This window comes from Paracoccus alcaliphilus, assembly GCF_028553725.1.
Classification (GTDB): Bacteria; Pseudomonadota; Alphaproteobacteria; order Rhodobacterales; family Rhodobacteraceae; genus Paracoccus; species Paracoccus alcaliphilus.
The window spans coordinates 970,958-991,301 of record NZ_CP067124.1 but is presented as its reverse complement, the minus strand read 5'-3'; the positions used below and the strand labels follow the sequence as shown (position 1 = coordinate 991,301).

At 64.9% G+C, this 20,344-nt stretch carries 19 protein-coding genes and 2 tRNA genes; 6 read left to right on the top strand and 15 right to left on the bottom strand.

Translation table 11 applies throughout. From position 1 onward, the window contains the following. Nucleotides 1–91 precede the first annotated feature (91 nt). From JHW40_RS05120 to cls, 7 genes are all read right to left on the bottom strand, one after another. Nucleotides 92–1,183, bottom strand: coding sequence for a Hint domain-containing protein (locus tag JHW40_RS05120; protein WP_244519162.1), 1,092 nt, complete (start codon nucleotides 1,181–1,183; stop codon nucleotides 92–94). A gap of 384 nt (nucleotides 1,184–1,567) precedes the next feature. After that, complete coding sequence (locus JHW40_RS05115; protein ID WP_090611503.1) at nucleotides 1,568–2,794, bottom strand: saccharopine dehydrogenase family protein; 1,227 nt, start codon at nucleotides 2,792–2,794, stop codon at nucleotides 1,568–1,570. 35 nt (nucleotides 2,795–2,829) lie between these two features. Then, nucleotides 2,830–3,930 carry a carboxynorspermidine decarboxylase gene (locus tag JHW40_RS05110; RefSeq protein WP_090611504.1) on the bottom strand — a complete coding sequence of 367 codons (1,101 nt, stop codon included), beginning with the start codon at nucleotides 3,928–3,930 and terminating at the stop codon, nucleotides 2,830–2,832. A gap of 111 nt (nucleotides 3,931–4,041) precedes the next feature. Continuing rightward, on the bottom strand, nucleotides 4,042–4,425 hold the full coding sequence (locus tag JHW40_RS05105; RefSeq protein WP_090611506.1) for a hypothetical protein: 384 nt from the start codon (nucleotides 4,423–4,425) through the stop codon (nucleotides 4,042–4,044). A gap of 30 nt (nucleotides 4,426–4,455) precedes the next feature. After that, a complete protein-coding gene (locus JHW40_RS05100) occupies nucleotides 4,456–5,241 on the bottom strand; it encodes a DUF6478 family protein (RefSeq protein WP_090611507.1) in 786 nt (261 codons plus the stop codon). 135 nt (nucleotides 5,242–5,376) lie between these two features. After that, nucleotides 5,377–5,715, bottom strand: coding sequence for a 4a-hydroxytetrahydrobiopterin dehydratase (locus JHW40_RS05095; RefSeq protein WP_090611509.1), 339 nt, complete (start codon nucleotides 5,713–5,715; stop codon nucleotides 5,377–5,379). A gap of 14 nt (nucleotides 5,716–5,729) precedes the next feature. Next, nucleotides 5,730–7,157, bottom strand: coding sequence for a cardiolipin synthase (cls, locus tag JHW40_RS05090; protein ID WP_090611510.1), 1,428 nt, complete (start codon nucleotides 7,155–7,157; stop codon nucleotides 5,730–5,732). Nucleotides 7,158–7,246: 89 nt separating this feature from the next. On the opposite strand from cls, the gene accD reads away from it, so the two are divergent. Both accD and JHW40_RS05080 read left to right on the top strand, forming a co-directional pair. Then, nucleotides 7,247–8,182 (top strand): acetyl-CoA carboxylase, carboxyltransferase subunit beta, encoded by a 936-nt coding sequence (gene accD, locus JHW40_RS05085; RefSeq protein ID WP_090611512.1) that lies wholly within the window; start codon nucleotides 7,247–7,249, stop codon nucleotides 8,180–8,182. 104 nt (nucleotides 8,183–8,286) lie between these two features. Next, nucleotides 8,287–9,558, top strand: a complete 1,272-nt coding sequence (locus tag JHW40_RS05080; RefSeq protein ID WP_090611513.1) for a bifunctional folylpolyglutamate synthase/dihydrofolate synthase — start codon at nucleotides 8,287–8,289, stop codon at nucleotides 9,556–9,558. Nucleotides 9,559–9,620: 62 nt separating this feature from the next. Here the strand turns inward: JHW40_RS05080 and zapE are convergent, their stop codons facing one another. Then, nucleotides 9,621–10,721, bottom strand: coding sequence for a cell division protein ZapE (gene zapE, locus JHW40_RS05075; protein WP_090611621.1), 1,101 nt, complete (start codon nucleotides 10,719–10,721; stop codon nucleotides 9,621–9,623). 97 nt (nucleotides 10,722–10,818) lie between these two features. On the opposite strand from zapE, the gene JHW40_RS05070 reads away from it, so the two are divergent. Both JHW40_RS05070 and JHW40_RS05065 read left to right on the top strand, forming a co-directional pair. Continuing rightward, entirely contained in the window at nucleotides 10,819–11,451 is a 633-nt protein-coding gene (locus JHW40_RS05070) for a 5'-methylthioadenosine/S-adenosylhomocysteine nucleosidase (protein ID WP_090611515.1), read from the top strand. Between the two features lie 82 nt (nucleotides 11,452–11,533). Beyond that, the gene (locus tag JHW40_RS05065; protein WP_090611517.1) at nucleotides 11,534–13,366 is read left to right on the top strand and encodes an ABC transporter transmembrane domain-containing protein; all 1,833 of its coding nucleotides are present in this window, start codon (nucleotides 11,534–11,536) and stop codon (nucleotides 13,364–13,366) included. Nucleotides 13,367–13,369: 3 nt separating this feature from the next. Here JHW40_RS05065 and JHW40_RS05060 read toward each other — a convergent pair whose 3' ends face one another. Continuing rightward, complete coding sequence (locus tag JHW40_RS05060) at nucleotides 13,370–13,930, bottom strand: CAP domain-containing protein (protein ID WP_090611623.1); 561 nt, start codon at nucleotides 13,928–13,930, stop codon at nucleotides 13,370–13,372. Between the two features lie 208 nt (nucleotides 13,931–14,138). Here JHW40_RS05060 and lysM point away from each other — a divergent pair, with 208 nt between their 5' ends. Together lysM and JHW40_RS05050 are read left to right on the top strand one after the other, a co-directional pair. Further along, the gene (gene lysM, locus JHW40_RS05055; RefSeq protein ID WP_090611519.1) at nucleotides 14,139–14,621 is read left to right on the top strand and encodes a peptidoglycan-binding protein LysM; all 483 of its coding nucleotides are present in this window, start codon (nucleotides 14,139–14,141) and stop codon (nucleotides 14,619–14,621) included. Between the two features lie 132 nt (nucleotides 14,622–14,753). After that, nucleotides 14,754–16,667, top strand: coding sequence for an acyl-CoA synthetase (locus tag JHW40_RS05050; RefSeq protein ID WP_090611520.1), 1,914 nt, complete (start codon nucleotides 14,754–14,756; stop codon nucleotides 16,665–16,667). A gap of 145 nt (nucleotides 16,668–16,812) precedes the next feature. Here the strand turns inward: JHW40_RS05050 and JHW40_RS05045 are convergent, their stop codons facing one another. The 6 genes from JHW40_RS05045 to JHW40_RS05020 all read right to left on the bottom strand — a co-directional run bounded on the left by JHW40_RS05045 (nucleotide 16,813) and on the right by JHW40_RS05020 (nucleotide 20,312). Then, nucleotides 16,813–16,935, bottom strand: coding sequence for a hypothetical protein (locus JHW40_RS05045; protein WP_272849072.1), 123 nt, complete (start codon nucleotides 16,933–16,935; stop codon nucleotides 16,813–16,815). A gap of 458 nt (nucleotides 16,936–17,393) precedes the next feature. Then, nucleotides 17,394–17,470: transfer RNA gene (locus tag JHW40_RS05040), tRNA-Asp, on the bottom strand. A 22-nt stretch (nucleotides 17,471–17,492) separates the two neighbouring features. Beyond that, nucleotides 17,493–17,569 (bottom strand) — tRNA-Asp (locus JHW40_RS05035). 352 nt (nucleotides 17,570–17,921) lie between these two features. Further along, the gene (locus tag JHW40_RS05030; RefSeq protein WP_090611522.1) at nucleotides 17,922–19,205 is read right to left on the bottom strand and encodes an FtsX-like permease family protein; all 1,284 of its coding nucleotides are present in this window, start codon (nucleotides 19,203–19,205) and stop codon (nucleotides 17,922–17,924) included. Next, a complete protein-coding gene (locus tag JHW40_RS05025) occupies nucleotides 19,202–19,882 on the bottom strand; it encodes an ABC transporter ATP-binding protein (RefSeq protein WP_090611524.1) in 681 nt (226 codons plus the stop codon). The genes JHW40_RS05030 and JHW40_RS05025 overlap by 4 nt, the downstream gene beginning before the upstream one ends. Nucleotide 19,883: 1 nt before the next feature. Next, complete coding sequence (locus JHW40_RS05020; RefSeq protein ID WP_090611525.1) at nucleotides 19,884–20,312, bottom strand: hypothetical protein; 429 nt, start codon at nucleotides 20,310–20,312, stop codon at nucleotides 19,884–19,886. Between the last annotated feature and the right edge of the window lie 32 nt (nucleotides 20,313–20,344).

Sequence of the window (20,344 nt, the reverse complement as noted above, 5' to 3'; positions counted from 1 at the left end):
AAAATGGGGCACCGATGACAAGGGCGACGCACCGGATGCGCCGCCCTGCCCATTTCAGCGGATTTTAGACCGGGCCGCAAAGCCCTGCGCTTCAGGCGACCAGCGCGCGACCGGCCTGCGCATGACGCAGCGCCAGCTTGCGGCCCTTGCGGCCCGAAACCATCGGCCGCGCGGCCTCGATCACGGCCCCCGCATCGCGCAATTCGGGGAAAATCGTAAAGATTTCTTCCTGCGCGGCACGCCCCAGCGCCTTCAGCGCCTGCGGGCCGGTGAACAGCGACTCGGTTTCCGCGCCGTTCGAGACGACCACCTCATGCCGGTCAAACAGCATGTGAAAATACTCGACCCCGGCCAGATCCCCGGCAATGTCGATACCGTCCAGTTGCAGCAACTGTCTGGCGGCAACCAGAATTTCACTGGTCCCGAACATCCGCTGAGCGATCTTCGAGCGCACCAGAACACGGTGTTGCGGCGAAACGACCAGATCGGAAGCCGGGCTGTTGTCGCCAAGCGCGCCCGCCTTGATACGGATGGGGCGGATTTTTTCGTTCAACGCCATCTGCATCGCGTTGACATTCGTGGAACCGATCCAGCGCACCGGCTGCGGACCGTGGTCCTTGGTCAGAACGAGATCACCTTCGCGCAGATCCTCGATGGCAACCTCTCCGTGCGGAGTGGCGATCATGGTGCCTCGCGTAAAGCACGGTGCTCTCATGTCGGCAGAGTTGAGCGATTGATCGTCGGTGGTGGAAATATCCTGTCCCGGAATGACCGTCAGTTCAGTTCCAGACGGGGGCCAAGCCCCATCAAAGGTATAGCCGAAGATGTAGGTGCCGTCGCTCAGCGCGACAAGGCGGAACACATTTCCCTCTGCGTCCTCGAACGAAAATTCATACTCATTTTCTACATTCGCGCCGACCAGAGCGGAATCCGTGGACGCAGTTACCGCTTGCCCCGTGGTCTCGCCCTCGTAATCGTTGAGCGTATCGTCTTCCGCATCGGTATCATTCACGGTAATCGTGCTTAGCCCATCGGCATCATAGTCAAGAGTGAATGTTTTGGTGACCCAGTCCTCGTTCCATTGCTGACCGGTGCCATTAGCAGTAACGTTTTCCCACTGCGGAGGCAGTGTGCCGCCCTGAAAAGCGTCCGCGGTAAAGAAAGAAATCGTATATTCAGCCATTCCGGCGTCCTTTCACGACACAAGTAACAGACGCGCCCCTTGCGAGGCCTCGCCGATGAATAGATGAAGGGGATGCGATCTTTCTAAAAACAGACGGCTTTCGCACATCGAATCCGGGCAGATTTGACCGGATGATCGAGGAATATCATGCTCTCTGATGGGGTCAACCGCCAAACAGAAGAAACACGCGGGAGTGGATGAAATATCGCATAAGCGTTACAGTTCACCTGCCACAACTGACTAAAAAAGCATCACAAATTATCAGAAATCGTAGGATTCGGCACCCGCCTCCGCAATCGAACGCCAACCCTGGAACCCGCATGACGTGCAAAAAACCGGCGACCTCGGGGTCGCCGGTTGAAGCATACGCCGTTTCAGCGCGGTTCAGATCGGGTGGTCGCCGGTGGCGTCGATGACGCGGGTGGGCAGGCCCATTTCACCCAGCAATTCGAGGAAGGGTCGCGCGGGCAGGTCCTCGACATTGACCATCTTCTTCACGTCCCAGACCCCGCGCGCGATCAGGATCGCGGCAGCGACCGGCGGCACGCCCGCGGTAAAGCTGATGCCCTGAGAGCCGACCTCGTTGAAGGCTTCCTTGTGGTCGGCGACGTTATAGATGAACACCTCGCCTTGCTTGCCGTCCAGACTGCCCTTGACCAGATCGCCGATGCAGGTCTTGCCCTCGTAATCGGGCGCAAGGCTGGCGGGATCGGGCAGCACGGCCTTGACGACCTTCAGCGGCACGACCTCCAGCCCCTCGGCGGTGGTCACCGGCTGTTCCGACAGCAGGCCAAGGTTTTTCAGCACGGTGAAGACGTTGATATAGTGATCGCCGAAGCCCATCCAGAAGCGCACATCGGCGGCGGGATAGCGGGCGGCAAGGCTGTGGACCTCGTCATGGCCGGACAGATAGGCGGTGCGCTTGCCGACCACGGGCAGATCCCATTCGCGGCCGACCTCGAACATGGCGTTCTCTTTCCACTCGCCACCCTGCCAGCTGTAAACCGTGCCGGTGAACTCGCGGAAATTGATCTCGGGGTCGAAATTCGTGGCGAACCAGCGACCGTGCGAGCCGGCATTGATGTCCACGATGTCGATGCTGTCGATCTTGTCGAAATATTCATCCTCGGCAAAGCGGGCATAGGCATTGACCACACCCGGATCGAACCCGGCGCCCAGAATGGCGGTGATACCTGCCGCCGCGACATCCTCGCGCCGCTTCCATTCGTAATTCGCATACCAGGGGGGCGTTTCGCAGATCTTGGCCGGGTCCTCGTGGATCGCGGTGTCGATATAGGCGGCACCAGCGCGGATGCAGCCCTCCAGCACCGTCATGTTGATGAAGGCCGAGCCCACATTGATGACGATCTTTGCATCCAGCTGACGGATCAGCGCCTCGACCGCATCGGAATCCATCGCGTCCAGCGCATGGCTGGTGAAGGGCATGTCGTGGCCCTTGTCGCGCAGGGTCTGGATGATGGCATCCGCCTTGGCGACGGTCCGGCTGGCGATGTGCAGATCGCCGAATTCAGCCGCGCGTTGGGCGACCTTATGGGCCGAAACCTGCGCGACCCCACCCGCGCCGATGATCAGGACGTTCTTCTGGGCCAATTCTGTCTCCTTCAGGTGGCAGAGGTTGGGGCGCCTTAACCAAGGCTGCCTTTGTAATCGTCATAGGAAAAGCTGCGCGCCGTGCGAATCGTTCCATCCTCGTCGCGGATCGCGATTCCAGGCATGGCGACGCCGTTGAACCAGTTCTTCTTGACCATGGTATAGCCCGCCGCATCCGCGATGCTGATCCGGTCGCCGATGGCCAGCGGGTGCGGAAAGCGCCCGTCGCCGAAGATGTCGCCCGCAAGGCAGGTCTTGCCCGCGATCTGGTATTCGTGGCGGCCGTCCTGCGGCAGCTTGGCCGTCTCGCGATAGATCAGCAGATCCAGCATATGCGCCTCGATGCTGCTGTCCACGATGGCCACGTCCTTGCCGTTGTTGATGATGTCCAGCACGGTGACCTCCAGCGTGGTCGAGCCGGTGATGCTGGCCTCGCCAGGCTCCAGATAGGCCTGCACGCCGAAACGGTCCTGAAACGCGCGCAGCCGGTCGGCCAGCCGGTCCAGCGGATAGCCTTCGCCGGTGAAATGGATGCCGCCGCCAAGGCTGACCCAGTCCAGCCGTTTCAGGATATCGCCGAATTCGGTCTCGATCCGGGTCAGTTGATGGTCGAACAGGTCGAAATCGCCGTTTTCGCAGTTGTAATGGATCATCACGCCGCTGATGCGGTCCAGCGCGGCATCCAGCCGGGTCACGTCCCATTCGCCAAGGCGACTGAAGGGCCGCGCCGGGTCGGCCAGATCGAAGCCGCTGGTCGAAAAGCGCGGGTTCAGGCGCAAACCACGGGTGATGCCCGCCGCCTTGTCGCCGAAACGGTCCAGCTGACCAAGACTGTTGAAGATGATCTTGTCGGCATAGGAAATCGCCTCGTCGATCTCGTGATCGGCCCATGCGACGGAATAGGCGTGGGTTTCCTTGCCGAATTCCTCATGCCCCAGCCGCAGCTCGAACAGCGAGGAAGAGGTGGTGCCGTCCATGAAATCGCGCATGAAATCGAAGACCGGCCATGTCGCAAAGCATTTCAGCGCCAGCAAGGCCCGGGCGCCGCTGCGTTCGCGCAGCCATGCGACCTTTTCCATGTTCCGGCGCAGGGCCGCCTTGTCGATCAGGTAATAGGGCGTCTGCAGATCGGTCATGGCGCAACCTTACATAAGCAAGCCGGGGGCGGGAAAACGGAACGGACGATATAGGACCCTGCCCCGCTTTTCGCAAGCAAGGCTGACAATCACATGACAGTCGGATGACGGCTATTCCTCGCTGGCCAGCCGCCGGAATTCGCGCTTGAGCAGTTCCAGCTCGGACCGCATATGGCCGATTTCGGCAATCAGGTCGTCGGCCAGAACCGAACCGGCCAGAACCGGCAGCTGCGCCAGCCGCACCGCGCCGGGGCGCACGACCTCTTCGCCCTCGCCGTCATCGGCCACCAGAACGAAGCTGTGGATGCCCTCGGACAGGGAATCGGCGGGCAATTGAGCCTCGATCAGCCATTCGCCCTCGGCTGTGTCGGTGATCCGGGCGGTCGCGACGATCTCGGACAGATGCGTCACCACCACCCGCGCCGGTGCCTTGTCGGCCCGCAGAAGGCCGCTCCATTTACCGGCGCGCAGGCCGTGGCTTTCGAAATCGCTCATTCTTTCGGCTCCGTCGGGTCTGGTGTCGGATCAGATACTGGCGCGGGCATGGCGGGACATGACCATATCGGACAGCGTCACTGCATTCATGCGCGGCGATTCGAAGATCAGGTCCAGCCACAGCTTGTCCACCGGGCGGTCGCTCAGCTCGGCATAGCCCAGATCGAACTCGACCACCCGTTCATCGCGCTGGCCGCCGACCGGATCGCCCAGTTGCCGCAGGATGGTTTCGGAATTCGGCCCCTGCGCCAGATTCAACCGGCCATAGACGGTGATCGGACGTTCCGCCCGCAGCGTCGCGGCAAGGCGCAGGATGTGGTGCCCGTCCAGCCCCTCGCGCGCCGGTTCGGGCAGGTCCAGCGACAGCGACAGATAGCTGCCGCTGAAGCCCATCACCTCCAGCCGCAGACCATAGGGGGCCAGATCGGTGGCGCGGCGGTTGATCTTCTGGCGCAGGATCAGCGAGCGGTTGGCGCAGTCGTGCCACAGCGCCACCTCTTCGCCCAGCCGCTGGCCGTTGTCGGGCGCGGTCATCGAGGAATCCTGCATCGCCCCCTGAAAGATCAGCGGCCGCCAGCGCCAGTCGGTGCCGGGCGGCATCTGCAACGCCTGCACCGAAGTCCCGGCCGCATTGGTTTGCGCGTCGCTGCCCTGCAAAAACAGGTTCAGATCCTGACGCAATGCCTGCGCCTCGTCGCGCAGCCGCCGGGCGCTGCGCCGGTCGCCCTGCTGGATGCGCTGCGCCAGAAGATGCCACTGCTCGGCCGCGCGATGCCTGATCCGCCTGCCCAGCCAGCTTGAGGGGTTTACCGCCATGCCACCCTTCCTCTTCGTCCATTCCCGGTCGTGAAACCGCCGCCCGGCCACGCCTGCCACGCGCGAGGTTTCCCATCCGGGCCGGCAATCCGCAACCCCGTCGGGGATAGACCGGGTCAAGGTCCCGAACAACCCTCAGGCGACAAGCGCATCCAGTCTTGCCGCACAAATGAAATCGTTTCGTGTCAGCCCCCCGGCGTCATGCGTGGTAAAGCTGACCTCGCAATAGCCCCAGCCGAAGGCGATATCGGGGTGATGGCCCTGCTTGTTGCCCAGCCATGCGGCCAGATTGGCCATCTCGACGGCCTTGGCAAAGCCCTTGAACGCGAAGCGGCGCCGGATCGTGGTGGCGTCATCGCTCAGGTCCCAATCATGCAGCTGCGCCATCATCTGCCGCGCCTGATCCTGCGGCATCGGCAGCGCGCCGCCCTTGCAGGGTTCGCAGTCCTGACTGGCAAGATCGTTTCCGGTCATCACATCCTCCTTTGTCACAGCAATGGCGAGGCCAGCGCCATCAGATTGTTGCGCAGGCGGCGCAGCAGGCTCCAGCCACGCACCTCGTCCAGTGTGATCCTGCGCGAACGGCGGACATAGCTGGCCTGACGCGCATCCAGTTCCGCGATCAGCGCGGGGTCGAAGACGGCCATGTTCACCTCATAGTTCAACTCGAAGCTGCGGCGGTCCAGATTGGCGCTGCCGATCATGGCGATATCGCCGTCGATGGTCATGATCTTGGAATGCAGCAGCCCCGGCTGGAACAGCATCAGATCGACGCCCGCACTCAGCAAGCCGTGATAGAAGCCCTGACTGGTCGCGCCGACGACGATCGAATCGTTATGCTCGGGCAGGATCATCGTCACCCGCACCCCGCGACGCGCGGCAGCCCGGATCGCGGCATCCAGCGGGTTGTCGGGCACATAATAGGGCGTGGTAATGGTCACGCAGTCGCGCGCCGCATGCAGCATTGCCACCATGCTGTCGGATACCGAACCCACGCGCCGGTCGGGACCCGTCGCCAGAACCTGAACCGTCGCGCCGGGCGTGTCCGCCGCCGGAACCGGCACCAGCATATGGCCCAGATCACGCCCGGTATAGGCCATCCAGTCGGCCAGAAACACCGCCTGCAACTGCCGCACCGCAGGCCCCTCGACCCGGACCATCATGTCGATCCAGGGGGCGTAACGCGCCTTGATCTCGAATGCGGTATCGGCGCAGTTGCGGCTGCCGGTGACGGCCAGCCGGTTGTCCGCGACCAGCACCTTGCGGTGATTGCGCAGATCCAGCCGCCTGAACAGCGCGCTGACGAAGGGCAGCCCCAGCGGAAAGGCGGTGACGCATTCCGCCCCTGCCTCCTGCATCTGCCCCCACAGATGCGAGCGCACCAGCAGCCGCGACCCCAGCGCATCGACGATGACCCGGCAGGTCACGCCGCGATGGGCGGCGCGCATGATGGCATCGGCAACCTTGGTACCGCTGTCATCCGGCAGCCAGATATAGAACAGGACATGGACATGATCGCGCGCACCGTCGATCACGTCGATCATCTGGTCGATGGCCTCGTCGCTTTCGTCCAGAAGCGCGATCCGGTTGCCGCGCAGGGCGGTCATGCCGCCAACGGCATGGTTGGTGGCAATGACCCGGCTGAGCCGGTCGGGCGGGTCCGTCACCACATCCGGGCTGGTGACCCGCAATCCGGTCAGCCGGTCGCGCACATCGGCCATGCGCTGCACCTCGGCCTGGTTCATCCGAACCTCGCCGAACAGGAAATAGGCGATGATGCCGACCAGCGGGACCGCCTCGATGACCATGATCCATGCCAGCCGGACGGCAGGCTCCATCCTTGGGCGCAAAAGCACCCGGACGATGACCGCCAGGGCGGCGACTGCATGACTGACGACGACGAAGGTTGCCCACATCCACGCATCATCCGCGCGCGGGGCCACAATTGCAATTCCCCCCCGTCCGGCATATCTGGGGGGCTGTCACAGCCAAAGGCCGCCCGCGAATGAACTGGATCACCAACTACGTCCGCCCGCGCATCAATTCGTTGTTCTCGCGCCGTGAAGTGCCCGAGAATCTGTGGACCAAATGCCCCGAATGCGGAACCATGCTGTTTCACCGCGAGCTTGCCGACAACCTCAATGTCTGCACAAGCTGTGATCACCATCTGGCGATCAGCCCGCGCGAACGCTTTGCCGCACTGTTCGACGGCGGCGCCTTCGTCGAGGTGAAGGTGCCCGAACCGCTGACCGATCCGTTGCAGTTCCGCGACCAGAAGAAATATCCCGACCGGATGAGGGCGGCACAGAAATCCACCGGCGAGAAAGAGGCGATGCTGGTCGCCGAGGGCGAAATGGGCCGCACCCCCATCATCGCTGCCGCGCAGGATTTCAGCTTCATGGCGGGCTCGATGGGGATGTATGTCGGCAATGCCATCGTCGCGGCGGCTGAACGCGCTGTGAAAACGAAACGCCCGCTGGTGCTGTTTTCCGCCGCGGGCGGCGCGCGTATGCAGGAAGGCATCCTGTCGCTGATGCAGATGCCGCGTTCGACTGTCGCGGTCGAGATGCTGCGCGAGGCAGGCCTGCCCTATATTGTCGTGCTGACCCATCCGACGACGGGCGGCGTCACCGCATCCTATGCGATGCTGGGCGACATCCATATCGCCGAACCCAACGCGCTGATCTGCTTTGCCGGGCCGCGCGTGATCGAACAGACCATCCGCGAAAAACTGCCCGAGGGCTTCCAGCGCGCCGAATACCTGCTGGAGCACGGGATGCTGGACCGGGTGACGCATCGCACGAAACTGCGCGATGAACTGGTCTCGATCCTGCGGATGCTGACGCTGCAACCGGCACCCGTCGCGGGCGAACTGCCCGCCCCTCAGCAGGCCGCCGAACAGCCCCAACCCGCCGAAGCCGCGTCGCAAAAACCCGACTGACCGCCCCGGGATCAGGGGGCAGCGCCGACGGACCCCATCGAGGGGTCCGCCATCGCTCGGGGGACAAGCCCCCGGTCGCCCCTCCTTCAACACAAGTGCCCCAGATGAGCCATTCCGACGCCATCCTCGACCGCCTTATGGCGCTGCATCCGAAGATCATCGACCTGTCACTGGACCGGATGCACCGCCTGCTGGCCGCACTTGGCCATCCCGAACGCAACCTGCCGCCAGTGATCCATATCGCGGGCACCAACGGCAAGGGCAGCACACAGGCGATGATCCGCGCGGGACTGGAGGCCGGGGGCGCCCGCGTCCATGCCTATACCTCGCCGCATCTGGCGCGGTTCCACGAACGCATCCGGCTGGCGGGCGACCTGATCGCCGAACCTGATCTGGCCGCGTTGCTTCAGGAATGCGAAACCGCCAATAAAGGCCAGCCGATCACCTTCTTCGAGATCACCACGGCGGCCGCCCTGCTGGCCTTCTCGCGCAGCCCGGCGGATTATACCCTGCTGGAAGTCGGCCTCGGCGGCAGGCTGGATGCGACCAATGTCATCGACCGGCCGCGGCTGACGGTCATCACCCCGGTCAGCATCGACCACACCCAGTATCTGGGCGAAACCCTGCCCGAAATTGCGGCGGAAAAGGCCGGCATCATCAAGCCCCGCGTCCCCTGCATCGTCGGCCCGCAGCCCGATGCGGCCCTGCAGGTGATCGAGACCCGCGCCTCGGGCCTGACTGCGCCGCTCCTCGTTCACGGCCAGCACTGGATGGCCGCACCCGACCGCGACGGGATGATCTATCAGGACGATCACGGGCTCTGGGACCTGCCGCTGCCAAAGCTGATCGGCGCCCACCAGATCCAGAACGCCGGAACGGCACTGGCCGCCCTGCGCCAGCTTGGCGCCACCGATGCGCAGGCCGTCGCCGCCGTCACCCGCGCCGAATGGCCCGCCCGGATGCAGCGCCTCGGCCACGGCCCGCTGATCCGCGCGGCAGGCCCGCAAGCCGAACTCTGGCTGGATGGCGGCCACAATCCCGCCGGGGCCGAGGCCGTGGCGCAAACCCTCGCCACCCTGCCGCCGCGCCAGACCCACCTCGTCTGCGGCATGCTGAACACCAAGGACATCACCGGCTATATGCGCCCGCTGGCCCCGCAGGTCGCCAGCCTGATCGCCATCGACATCCCCGAAGAGCCGAACACCCTGCCCGCCACCGATACCGCCACCGCCGCCCGGACCGCAGGCATCCCCGCCAGCACCGCCGCCAATGCCGCCGAGGCCATCACCCGCATCGCCACCGCCGACCCCCATGCCCGCATCCTGATTTGCGGCTCTCTCTATCTGGCAGGCCGGGTGCTGCGCGACAACGGCTGACCCGCCAGCCCCATCTTTGGTGTACAAATATCCCCCCCGGAGGGGACACCGACCCAAGCGCCCTAGCCCTTGTTTCCCCAGGCCGCATCCTGCATCTCGCGCAGCCGGCTGGCCGTGCGCTCGAATTCAAAGCTGCCCTCGCCCTCGTTATACAGTTGCTCGGGCTCATCGGCGGCGCTGGCGAACAGCCGGACCCGGGCCTCGTAAAGCGCATCGATCAGCGTCACGAAGCGTTTGGCCTCGTTGTAATTCGACATGCCCAGCCGCGGCACCCCATCCATCAGCAGCGCATCGACCCGCCGCGCCAGTTCCAGATAATCCGCGGCCCCCAGGGGCTGGCCGCATAATGCCCAGAATTCTGCCCGCCCGACGCGCCCCGACAGCGCATCCAGCGCAAAGCTGCGGCTGTTCATGCGGATTTCCCCCCGCTCGGGCAGCGCGCCACCGGTCAGGTCGTTCCAGATCGCGTCCAGCGCGGCATGAGCCACGGCATCGGCGGGCACGAACCAGACCTGCCCGCCCGGATCGCGGCCCTGACGGTGATCGGTGGCACTGTCCAGACAGACCACCTCCAGCCTTTCGCCGATCAGCGCGATGAAGGGCAGGAAAAGCTGCCGGTTCAGCCCGTTCTTGTACAGATCTTCAGGCGCCCGGTTCGAGGTGGTGACCACCGTCACCCCCTGCTCGAACAGGACCTGAAACAGCCGTCCCACGATCATCGCATCGGCGATATCGGTGATCTGCATCTCGTCAAAGCACAGCAGACGGACCTGCGCGGCCACCTCCAGCGCGACGGGGCGGACGATGTCCTGATCGCCCCGCTTGCGCGCGGCTTCCAGCCGCATCTGGATTTCCTGCATGAATTCGTGGAAATGCACCCGGCGCGTCGGCACCGGCGAACAGGCGGCCAGCAGGTCCATCAGCATCGACTTGCCGCGCCCGACCCCGCCCCACAGGTACAGCCCGCGCGCGCCCGTCACCGGCCCAGCCTGCCCGCCGCCGAACAGCCCGCGCCAGCCGGAACGCGGCTTCGCGGGCGGCGGCAGCGCGGCCAGTTCGGCGATGACACGGTCCAGCTGCGGCAGGATGGCCTGCTGGGCGGCATCGGCCCCGATCCGCCCCTGCGCGACATACTGGTGATAAAGTTCGGAAACCTTGCCCATGATTGCCACCTGCCACAGGCCCCGATCCGACCGCAAGAGGGGTTGTCCGCCCGCCCGCCGCATGTCAGTTCTGACCCGCCCATAGCCAGAGCGTCCGATGCCCCATGCCACACCCGACCTGATCGCCCGCCTCCCCGTGCTGTTCGTCATGGCGGCCGAGGCCGAATACGGCCCGCATCTGCGCGCAAGGATCAATCCGCTGATCACCGGCATCGGCCCCATCGAGGCCGCGGTGCAACTGACCGCCGCGCTGGCCGGCATGGCCGACAGGCCGCGACTGATCGTCTCACTGGGGTCGGCGGGATCGGCGCGGCTGCGGCAGACGGAAGTCTATCAGGTCAGCACCGTCGCCTGGCGCGACATGGACGCCTCGGCCCTTGGCTTCGAGAAGGGGCGCACCCCGCTGCTGGACCTGCCCGCCCGGATCGCGCTGGACCACGCCGTGCCGGGCATCGAACGGGCCAGCCTGTCCACCGGCGCCAATATCGTCAGCGGGGCAGGCTATGATGGCATTGCCGAGGACATGGTGGATATGGAAACATTTTCCCATCTGCGCGTGGCCCAGCATTTCGGCATCCCGCTGATCGGTCTGAGGGGGATCTCGGACGGGGTGGCAGAACTGGGGCATATCTCGGACTGGACACAGTATCTGGATGTGATCGACCAGCGGCTGGCAGCCTCGCTGGATCTGCTGGAGACGGCGCTGTCCGACGGGCTGCTGTCCATCTGAACGTCCCGCTTTGCCCTCGCGGCCCTTGTTTCGGCACGTCCCGCCGCCTAAACCCGAGGCCGCAAGCAAACGGGACCACGCCATGGCACGCCGCAACACGATCACGGAAGACCGCGCCTCCAGCAAGCGCGTGGGCGCCCTGCGGGCGCTGTGGCCCTTTATCCGCCCCTATCGGCGGCAGCTGACGCTGGCGCTGCTGGCGCTGGTGCTGACCTCGGGGATCAGCCTGATCCTGCCGCTGGCGGCGCGGCGCGTGGTGGACAATTTCGACGATGGCGCCGGGCTGCTGGACGAATATTTCGCCGCCGCGCTGCTGATCGTGGCGCTGCTGGCACTGGGAACGGCGCTGCGCTACTATTTCGTGACCCGGCTGGGCGAACGCGTCGTGGCCGATATCCGCAAGGCCGTCTTTGCCCGCGTGATCCGCCTGTCACCGGCGTTTTTCGAGCGGATCATGACCGGGGAAATCCTGTCGCGGATCACCACCGACACGACGCTGATCCAGTCGGTGATCGGCTCGACCCTGTCGCTGGCGCTGCGCAACATGATGATCCTGGCGGGCGGGCTGGCGATGCTGGCCATCACCTCGATCAAGCTGATGGGGCTGGTGCTGCTGATCGTGCCGGTCATGCTGCTGCCGATCATCATCTTCGGGCGCAAGCTGCGGCGGCTGTCACGGTCCAATCAGGACTGGATCGCGGCATCGTCGGGCACGGCATCGGAAAGCCTGCTGGCGGCGCAGACGGTGCAGGCCTATACCCACGAAATCCGCAGCATCGCGCAGTTCGACGGTGTGACCGACCAGTCGTTCGAGGTCGCCCAGACCCGCATCCGCACCCGCGCCACGATGACCGCCATCGTGATCTTCCTGATCTTCGCCGGCGTGATCGGTGTGTTGTGGGCGGGCGCGCGCGACGTTCAGCAAGGCGTGATGTCGGCCGGGCAGCTGGTGCAGTTCGTGATCTATTCCATCCTTGTGGCCAGTTCGGCGGGTTCCCTGTCCGAGGTGTGGGGAGAATTGCAGCGCGCCGCCGGTGCGACCGAACGGCTGGCCGAACTGCTGACCGCCCGCGACGACCTCGGCGATCCGGCCCAACCGGTGGCCCTGCCGCGCCCGGCCCGCGGGCATATCGCGCTGGAGGGCGTGACCTTCCATTACCCGACCCGCGCAGATGTGTCGGCGCTGGAAGGTGTCGACCTGCTGATCCGGCCGGGTGAGACCGTGGCGCTGGTCGGCCCTTCGGGCGCGGGCAAGACCACGGTGATCCAGCTGATCCAGCGCTTCTGGGATCCGCTGGCGGGGCGGATCACGCTGGACGGAATCGACCTGCGCGACATGCGCCGCGACGATTTCCGGCAAGAGATCGCGCTGGTGCCGCAGGATCCGGTGATCTTTGCGACCTCGGCCCGCGACAATATCGCCCTTGGCCGCCCCGATGCCCATGCGCCCGAGATCGAGGCCGCCGCCCGCGCCGCGAATGCGCATGACTTCATCTCGGCGCTGCCGCAGGGCTATGACACGCCGCTGGGGGAGCGCGGGGTGATGCTGTCGGGCGGCCAGCGCCAGCGCATCGCCATCGCCCGCGCCATCTTGCGCGATGCGCCGGTGCTGCTGCTGGACGAGGCGACCAGCGCGCTGGATGCGGAATCCGAGGCGCTGGTGCAGGCCGCCGTCAACCGGCTGGCCGAGGGGCGCACGACCATCGTCATCGCCCACCGGCTGGCAACGGTGAAAAAGGCCGACCGGATCGTCGTGTTCGAACATGGCCGCATCGTCGCGCAGGGTACGCATGAACAGCTGGTCGAACAGGACGGGCTGTATGCGCGGCTGGCGCGAATGCAGTTCATGGACGGCACCCCCGCCGCCCGGCCCGAACCGGCGGATCAGCCCGATGCGGCAATTGCGCCCGCCTGAGCCCTATCGCCCGCGCGGCGCGGCATAGACCGCCGCCCAGAACCGCGTCCGCCCGTCCGGCCCGATTGCCTGACCGATGCCGAACTCGCTGACCTGCGGGATCAGCATATTGGCGCGATGCCCGGACGAGCCGTTCCATTCCGCCAGCACCCGTTCCAGCCCATAGGGGCCAGCGGCGATGTTTTCCGCCGTGATCATCGGCTGATAGCCCAGTGACTTCACCCGGTCCGACGGCCCCTTGCTGCCGCTGCCGTGATGGGCCATGCGCCCGCGCTGCGCCATGTCGCAGGCATGACGCGCGGCTGCCTCGGCCAGCACGGTGCTGGAACGGACCGGCGGCAGCCCCGCCCCGCGCCGGACCGTGTTGGTCGCCTGCACCCCGGCGGCGTTCTGGGCCTGACTGCTGGCGATACACTGGGCGGTTCCGGGCGCGGTGGCCTGAATGTCGCTGTCGCTGAACCTGGTGCCGGGTGCCGCGCTTTCATCGGTCGTTGTCGTGGTGGTGGCGCAGGCCGTGACCAGCAGGGCACAGCCAAGGGCGGCAAGGGTTCGAAGGCGTGTCATCGTGGGGTCAATATCCTGCGGCTTGTTGTCGGTCGCGGGCAACCTAGTGGCCATGCGCGGCAGGCTCAACCAAAGGCTGTGTAAAATGCGGCGGATCGGCGCCATCGCCCTGCCCCGGGCGGGCGGTGCAACTTGCGCCTTGTGCAAGGGAACCGCCATCCTCTAGCCTGCATTGTGAAGGCATGGATCAGCCCGAAAGGACATCATCATGGCAATCCTCGATTTCGTGAAGGACGCGGGAAAATCCCTGTTCGGCAAGGCGGAAGCCGCCACGCCGACCGCCCCTGCCGAGGCCCTGAAAACCGCCGAAGCGGCCGCCGCCCCCAGCGATACGCAGCGCAAGGTCGATGCGCTCAAGGCCGAATTGCGCGGTCTGGGGCTGGACGGCGGCGATGTGCACCTGACCCTGCGCGGCGATACCGTGCGGATCGAATCGCGCGGCGCCGACCGCGAGACGATGGAAAAGCTGGTCCTTGCGGTGGGCAATATCGAAGGCATCGCCAAGGTCGATGCCGATCTGCCCGCCGAGCCGGTCTTTCACACCGTCGCCAAGGGTGAAACCCTGTCGGCCATCGCCAGGAAACATCTGGGCGACGCGAACAAATATCCGGCCATTTTCGAGGCGAATCGCCCGATGCTGACTCATCCCGACAAGATCTATCCCGGTCAGGTGCTGCGCATCCCCGTCTGACCCGACGCAAACCCGCTCTGACGCGGCGTTTCTGAAGCGGGGCGGGCCCTTGGGTCTTGCCCCGCTTCCGACCTTTGTCTCATTCTGGTGGTCAGGGAACAGGGCGGAGACATGCCCTGAGGGGAGAAGACAATGGCAAGATTCGAGAACAGTGACGACCTGCGGCGATTCGAAGCCGAAATGGCCTATGAAGATCGCGACCTGCCGGTCACCATTCATGAATTCCTGTCGCGAACGGCCTCGCGCTTTCCCGAACGCCCCGCCATCAGCTTTCAGTTGCTGTCCGGTCCGCGCGATCACGCCACCACGTTGAACTGGCGCGAATTTCTGGAACGTGTCACGGAAACCGCCAACCTGTTCCGCAGTCTGGGGGTCGGTCCTTCCGATACCGTCGCCTATATGCTGCCCAACAGCATCGAGACCCCGGTCGTGCTGCTGGCGGGCGCGACCGCAGGCGTGGTCAGCCCGGTCAACCCGCTGCTGGACCCGCAGCAGATCGCAGGCATCCTGCGCGAGACCCGCGCCAAGGTGCTGGTGACGCTGAAGGCCTTTCCAAAGACCGACGTGGCGCAGAAGGCGGCCGAGGCCGTCGCCATGTGCCCAGACATCACCCATATCATCGAGATCGACCTGAACCGGCACCTGCGCGGGCTGAAGCACTATATCGTGCCACTGATCCGGCCAAAGGTGAAAACCGCCCATCACGCCAAGGTGCTGGATTTCGAGGCCGCGACCAGTGCCATGAACCACACCCGGCTGGATTTCGAGGATGTCCGGCAGGATCGCGTCGCCGCCTATTTCCACACCGGCGGCACCACCGGCACGCCCAAGGTCGCGCAGCACAAATATTCCGGCATGATCTATAATGGCTGGCTGGGCGGCTCGCTGCTGTTCGACGAAACCGATGTGCTGATGTGCCCGCTGCCGATGTTTCACGTCTTCGCGGCCTATCCGATCCTGATGTCCTGCATCGATTCCGGCGCGCAGGTGGTGATGCCGACGCCCGCAGGCTATCGCGGCGACGGCGTCTTCGACAATTTCTGGAAGCTGATCGAACGCTGGCAGGCGACGTTCCTGATTACCGTGCCGACCGCGATCTCGGCGCTGATGCAGCGGCCCGTCGATGCCGATGTGTCATCGCTGCGCACGGCGATTTCGGGTTCCGCCCCCCTGCCGATCGAGCTTTACAACCGCTTCAGACAGGCCACCGGGGTCGAGATCGCCGAGGGCTACGGGCTGACCGAGGCCACCTGTCTGGTCAGCTGCAACCCGCCCGACGGGGTGAAGAAGGTCGGCTCGGTCGGCCTGCCCCTGCCCTATACCCATGTGCGCATCCTCAGGCATGACGATGCGGGCAAGGTCCATGAATGCGCCACCGACGAGGTGGGCGAAATCTGCGTGGCCAATCCCGGCGTCTTTCCCGGCAGCACCTATACCGAGGCCGACAAGAACCACCGCCTGTTCGCCGAGGACCGCTATCTGCGCACCGGCGATCTGGGGCGGATCGACCCGGACGGCTATCTGTGGATCACCGGCCGCGCCAAGGACCTGATCATCCGCGGCGGCCACAATATCGACCCGGCCGAGATCGAGGACGGCATGCTGTCCCATCCCGCCGTCGGCTTCGCCGGCGCCATCGGCCAGCCCGACAGTTTCGCGGGCGAATTGCCCTGCGTCTATGTGGAACTGATCTCGGGCGCCGGGGTGACGGTCGAGGAACTGACCGAACATGCCCGCAGCCATATCCACGAACGCGCCGCAATCCCGAAACATATCGAGATCCTGCCCGAACTGCCCAAGACCGCCGTCGGCAAGATCTTCAAGCCCGAGTTGCGCAAACTGGCGATCCGCCGCGTCTATGACGCCACGCTGCAAGGCACCGGCGCCCATGTGACCGAGGTCTATGAGGACAAGAAACGCGGTCTTGTCGCCCGTCTGGGGCGCGACGGCACGGCCGACGAGGATCAGGTGCGCAAGCGACTGGGCGAGCTGACACGTCCCTGGGAATGGGACGATGCGGACGGGTCTGCCGATGGTGGTCAATAACGGTTGACGCCGCGCACCGCCTGCGCCCAGCATTTTGAACCGATGCGATGGCTGCCGCCTTCAGCCGCATCGAAGGTGCATAGCGGTCCGAGGCCGGGGGGCTGGCCATTGATCTGGCGTCGGGGGCGCTTTCAGGTCTGCACGGTCAGAACGGATGGATCCGCGCGGCGGTGTTGCCGAAGCAGGTGACCAGCGCGTAGCCCTGGCGCAGATCGATCCCGGCCTTCTTTGCGAGGCCGACCAGCAGCGCCCAAATCCGACATCTCAAGCCGGGCGTCCGTCAGATGGACGATGCGGAAAGGGCGTCCCGTCGGTGAAATGCAGTTCAGCAGGGGTTCTTGATCCAGCGGACGACAACCGCCTCGTCTGACAGATTGAGCGCCGACGGCAACAGATCATTCTGTTCGGACCCGCAGGAATGGCGCTTCATCGCCGCCTGTAACTTTGCCGGTCGCCTCAAAACTCTCGCCAGCCATGGTCCTCGCACCGATGGCGGATCCTGGCTGGCCCTCACGCCCTGCGAATACATCTGCAAGGTCTGGACATCAGAATCAGAGAACTCGTAGCCCCGAATCCTGAACATCAACCAATCTGGACATTCAGATCATTGACAAACAACGCAAGCATTCACCCGTCGCCTTCCCAAAGCTTCCTCTGAACAGGGGAGTGCCCGACAAGCCTCGGGTTCGTACGCTTTTATGCCTTGTTCGCATAATCAGGGATAAATGGCGCGGTTGACGGGGCTCGAACCCGCGACCCCCGGCGTGACAGGCCGGTACTCTAACCAACTGAGCTACAACCGCGCATTTATCGGGCGAAGGGTGGTGGCGCGGTTGACGGGGCTCGAACCCGCGACCCCCGGCGTGACAGGCCGGTACTCTAACCAACTGAGCTACAACCGCACACTCACCTTGCCCCGGCCGATCGCCCGCCGGGGTGAGCGGGGTTTACGCAGACCGCGCGCGCCCGTCAAGTCGGATACGCAAAAAACATCCACTCTGTGCAGAGCCCGCTGGCAGCGTCCAAAACGATCCGGTCGCGATCAGATGAAAGATCGGTGCCAAGTCATGGCTGCAGAGATCGTCACCTTCAGGATGGGCATTTACATCAGGCGTCGCCTTTGAGATGTCGATGCCGATCATCTGCGCCAGAACCTGTCTTTTTCGCGGCCCTGCTCTGGCCATCCCAGCCCGAAACTCTGATTGCCGTTAAGGTCTGGTGGAAAAGACAAGGTGACAGCCTCTGTCCACCGGCTTACCGCAGCGCCTCGACCACCGGACGGCGATAGATCAGCGCGGCGGGAACGACGGCCAGCAGCAGGCTCAGCCCGATCAGCCCGCCGATCAGGCGCAGTTCCGCCAGCCGGATCTCGGGCGCCATCGACACCCCGGTCTGCGCGGTGATCAGCCCCGACACCACCTGCGCCGCCAGCATCCCCAGCGGCAGCCCCAGAACGGTGCCGACCATCACCAGCAGCCAGACATACAGCCAGACGGTCAGAAAGATGAAACCTCCCGGTGCCCCCAGCGCCCGCAACACCGCGAACCGCTGGCGTTGCAGGTCCAGCACCGCCAACAACCCGGCCAGAATCGCCACCACCACCAGCAGTTGCGCCGCCAGCGTCAGCGCCGACATGATCCGCGCCGCGTCACCCAGAACGGCATAAAGCTCGACCAGAACCTCGGCCGGGAAAAACGCGGTGCTGCCCTCGTCGCGATAACGTGTCCGCAACTCATAGGCGGCGGCAAAGTTCTGCGGCTTGACCACCACCGCCGGCACCCCCGGCAGATGATCGGGCGAAAACGGCGGGCCGATCCGGTCCTGATCCCCCGGCGCATGCCCCAGCGGCAGGTTGTGCGAATACCATGTATATTCGATCGGCACGACAATGGCGTGATCCCAGGGCGTGCCGGTTGCCTGCATCCGCCCGACCACGGTGACCGGATCGTGCAGATGCTCATCGGCGTGATCGTCATGCTCATCATGGGCGTGACCCTCGTGATGGTCGTGATGGTCGTGCCCGTGATCCCCGGCATGATCCGCGTCGCCCATCTCGCCCGCGTCACCATGCGCGATCTCGATCACCGCGCCTGTCTGCAACGGAGACAGCGCCCCCACCACCGCCTCGAACCGGTCGGCAAACATGCGGCCCTCGGCCAGATCGCCGCTCAGATGGCCGACCAGATTGGCGGTCGTGCCCACCACCTGATCGCCGCGAAAGCTGTCGCCGAACCCCACGGGGGCAGCGAAATCCGCCCTGTCCTCGGCCATCAGCCCGGCCAGAGTGCCGGGTTGCAGCAATCCGCCCGCCACCGGGTCCAGATAGACGACCGAAAACAGCGTGTCCGTATGGCTGCCCGGCGCGGCGACGATCAGGTCGAAACCGTCCGCCGCCGTGCCACTGCCCTTGCGCAGCGCGCGTTCCTGCGCCGAAATCGCGATGCCCATCGTCACGGTCAGCGCGATGACGGCGATAAAGACGATGGCGCTCAGCCTGCTGCGGCGAAACGCGGCAAGGATCAGGGGAAAGGGGTTCATGCCGGTATCCCTTCGCTCAGGCGGCCACGGCTGATGGCGATGCGCCGGTCGGCCAGACGGTGCATCTCTTCGTCATGGCTGGCGGCGATCACCAGCCGGTTTTCCGTCCGTGCCAGATCGGACAGGGCCCGCGCGACCTTGCGCGCCGATTCCGCATCAAGACTGGCGGTTGGTTCGTCGGCAAAGATCACCGCCGGATCGAAGATCAGCGCGCGGGCCAGCGCCACCCGCTGCTGTTCGCCCCGCGACAACAGCCCGGCGCGGCCCCGATCCTGCGGCACGCCGAAACGGTCCAGCAATTCCTGCGCCCGCTTTCGCCATTTGGCTGTCCGCAGATGACCGAACCAGACCGGCGCCAGCACGTTGTCCAGCGGCGACAGCTCTTCGATCAGGTGAAAGCCCTGAAAGACGAAACCCGCATTCCCGCGCCGCCAGCGGTCGCGACCGGCCTCGCCCAGTTTCGTCAGATCGGTGCCGCCCCAGACAACCGAACCCGATGTCGGCACCAGAAGCCCCGACAACAGATAAAGCAGCGTCGATTTGCCCGACCCCGAATTTCCCGAAAGACTGACCATCTGCCCGGGCGCCAGCGACAGCGCATCGACCCGGATGATGCTTTGCCGCCTTGCCGCCGGACCGGTCTCGAAGCGCAGATCGTGAATGACAACTCCGCTCATGTCACAGCCTGCGATAGCTGATGTCGCGCAGGCGCAGAAAGCTGACGAAGCCGGTTTCCTCGTCGGTGTCAAAGCCGGTCTCGAACCGGCCGGTGACCCGGATCAGATCGGTATAGCGCACGACCTCGACCGGCTTTTCCGAAAACGCCAGCACGATGTCGATGGGCCATTCGGCCTCGGTCTCGCAAAAGGGGCAGACCGACATCGGACGGCGGGTCAGCACGAAGAAATCGATCTCGGGCTTCAGCGGCGGCGCCATATAGCCGGTCATCTGGACCGCCTGCCCCTCCAGCGCGGCGGCGGCATCGGTCAGTTGACGCCCCCGGACATAGAGATCGGCAAAGCGCAGCACCGTCGCCCCATCGGCCCGCACCAGAGAGGGCATGGCAAGGCTGGCGCCCGCGACGGCAAGGAAATCACGGCGGTCCATGACCGGCCTCCTGTGTCAGGCGAAAAACATGA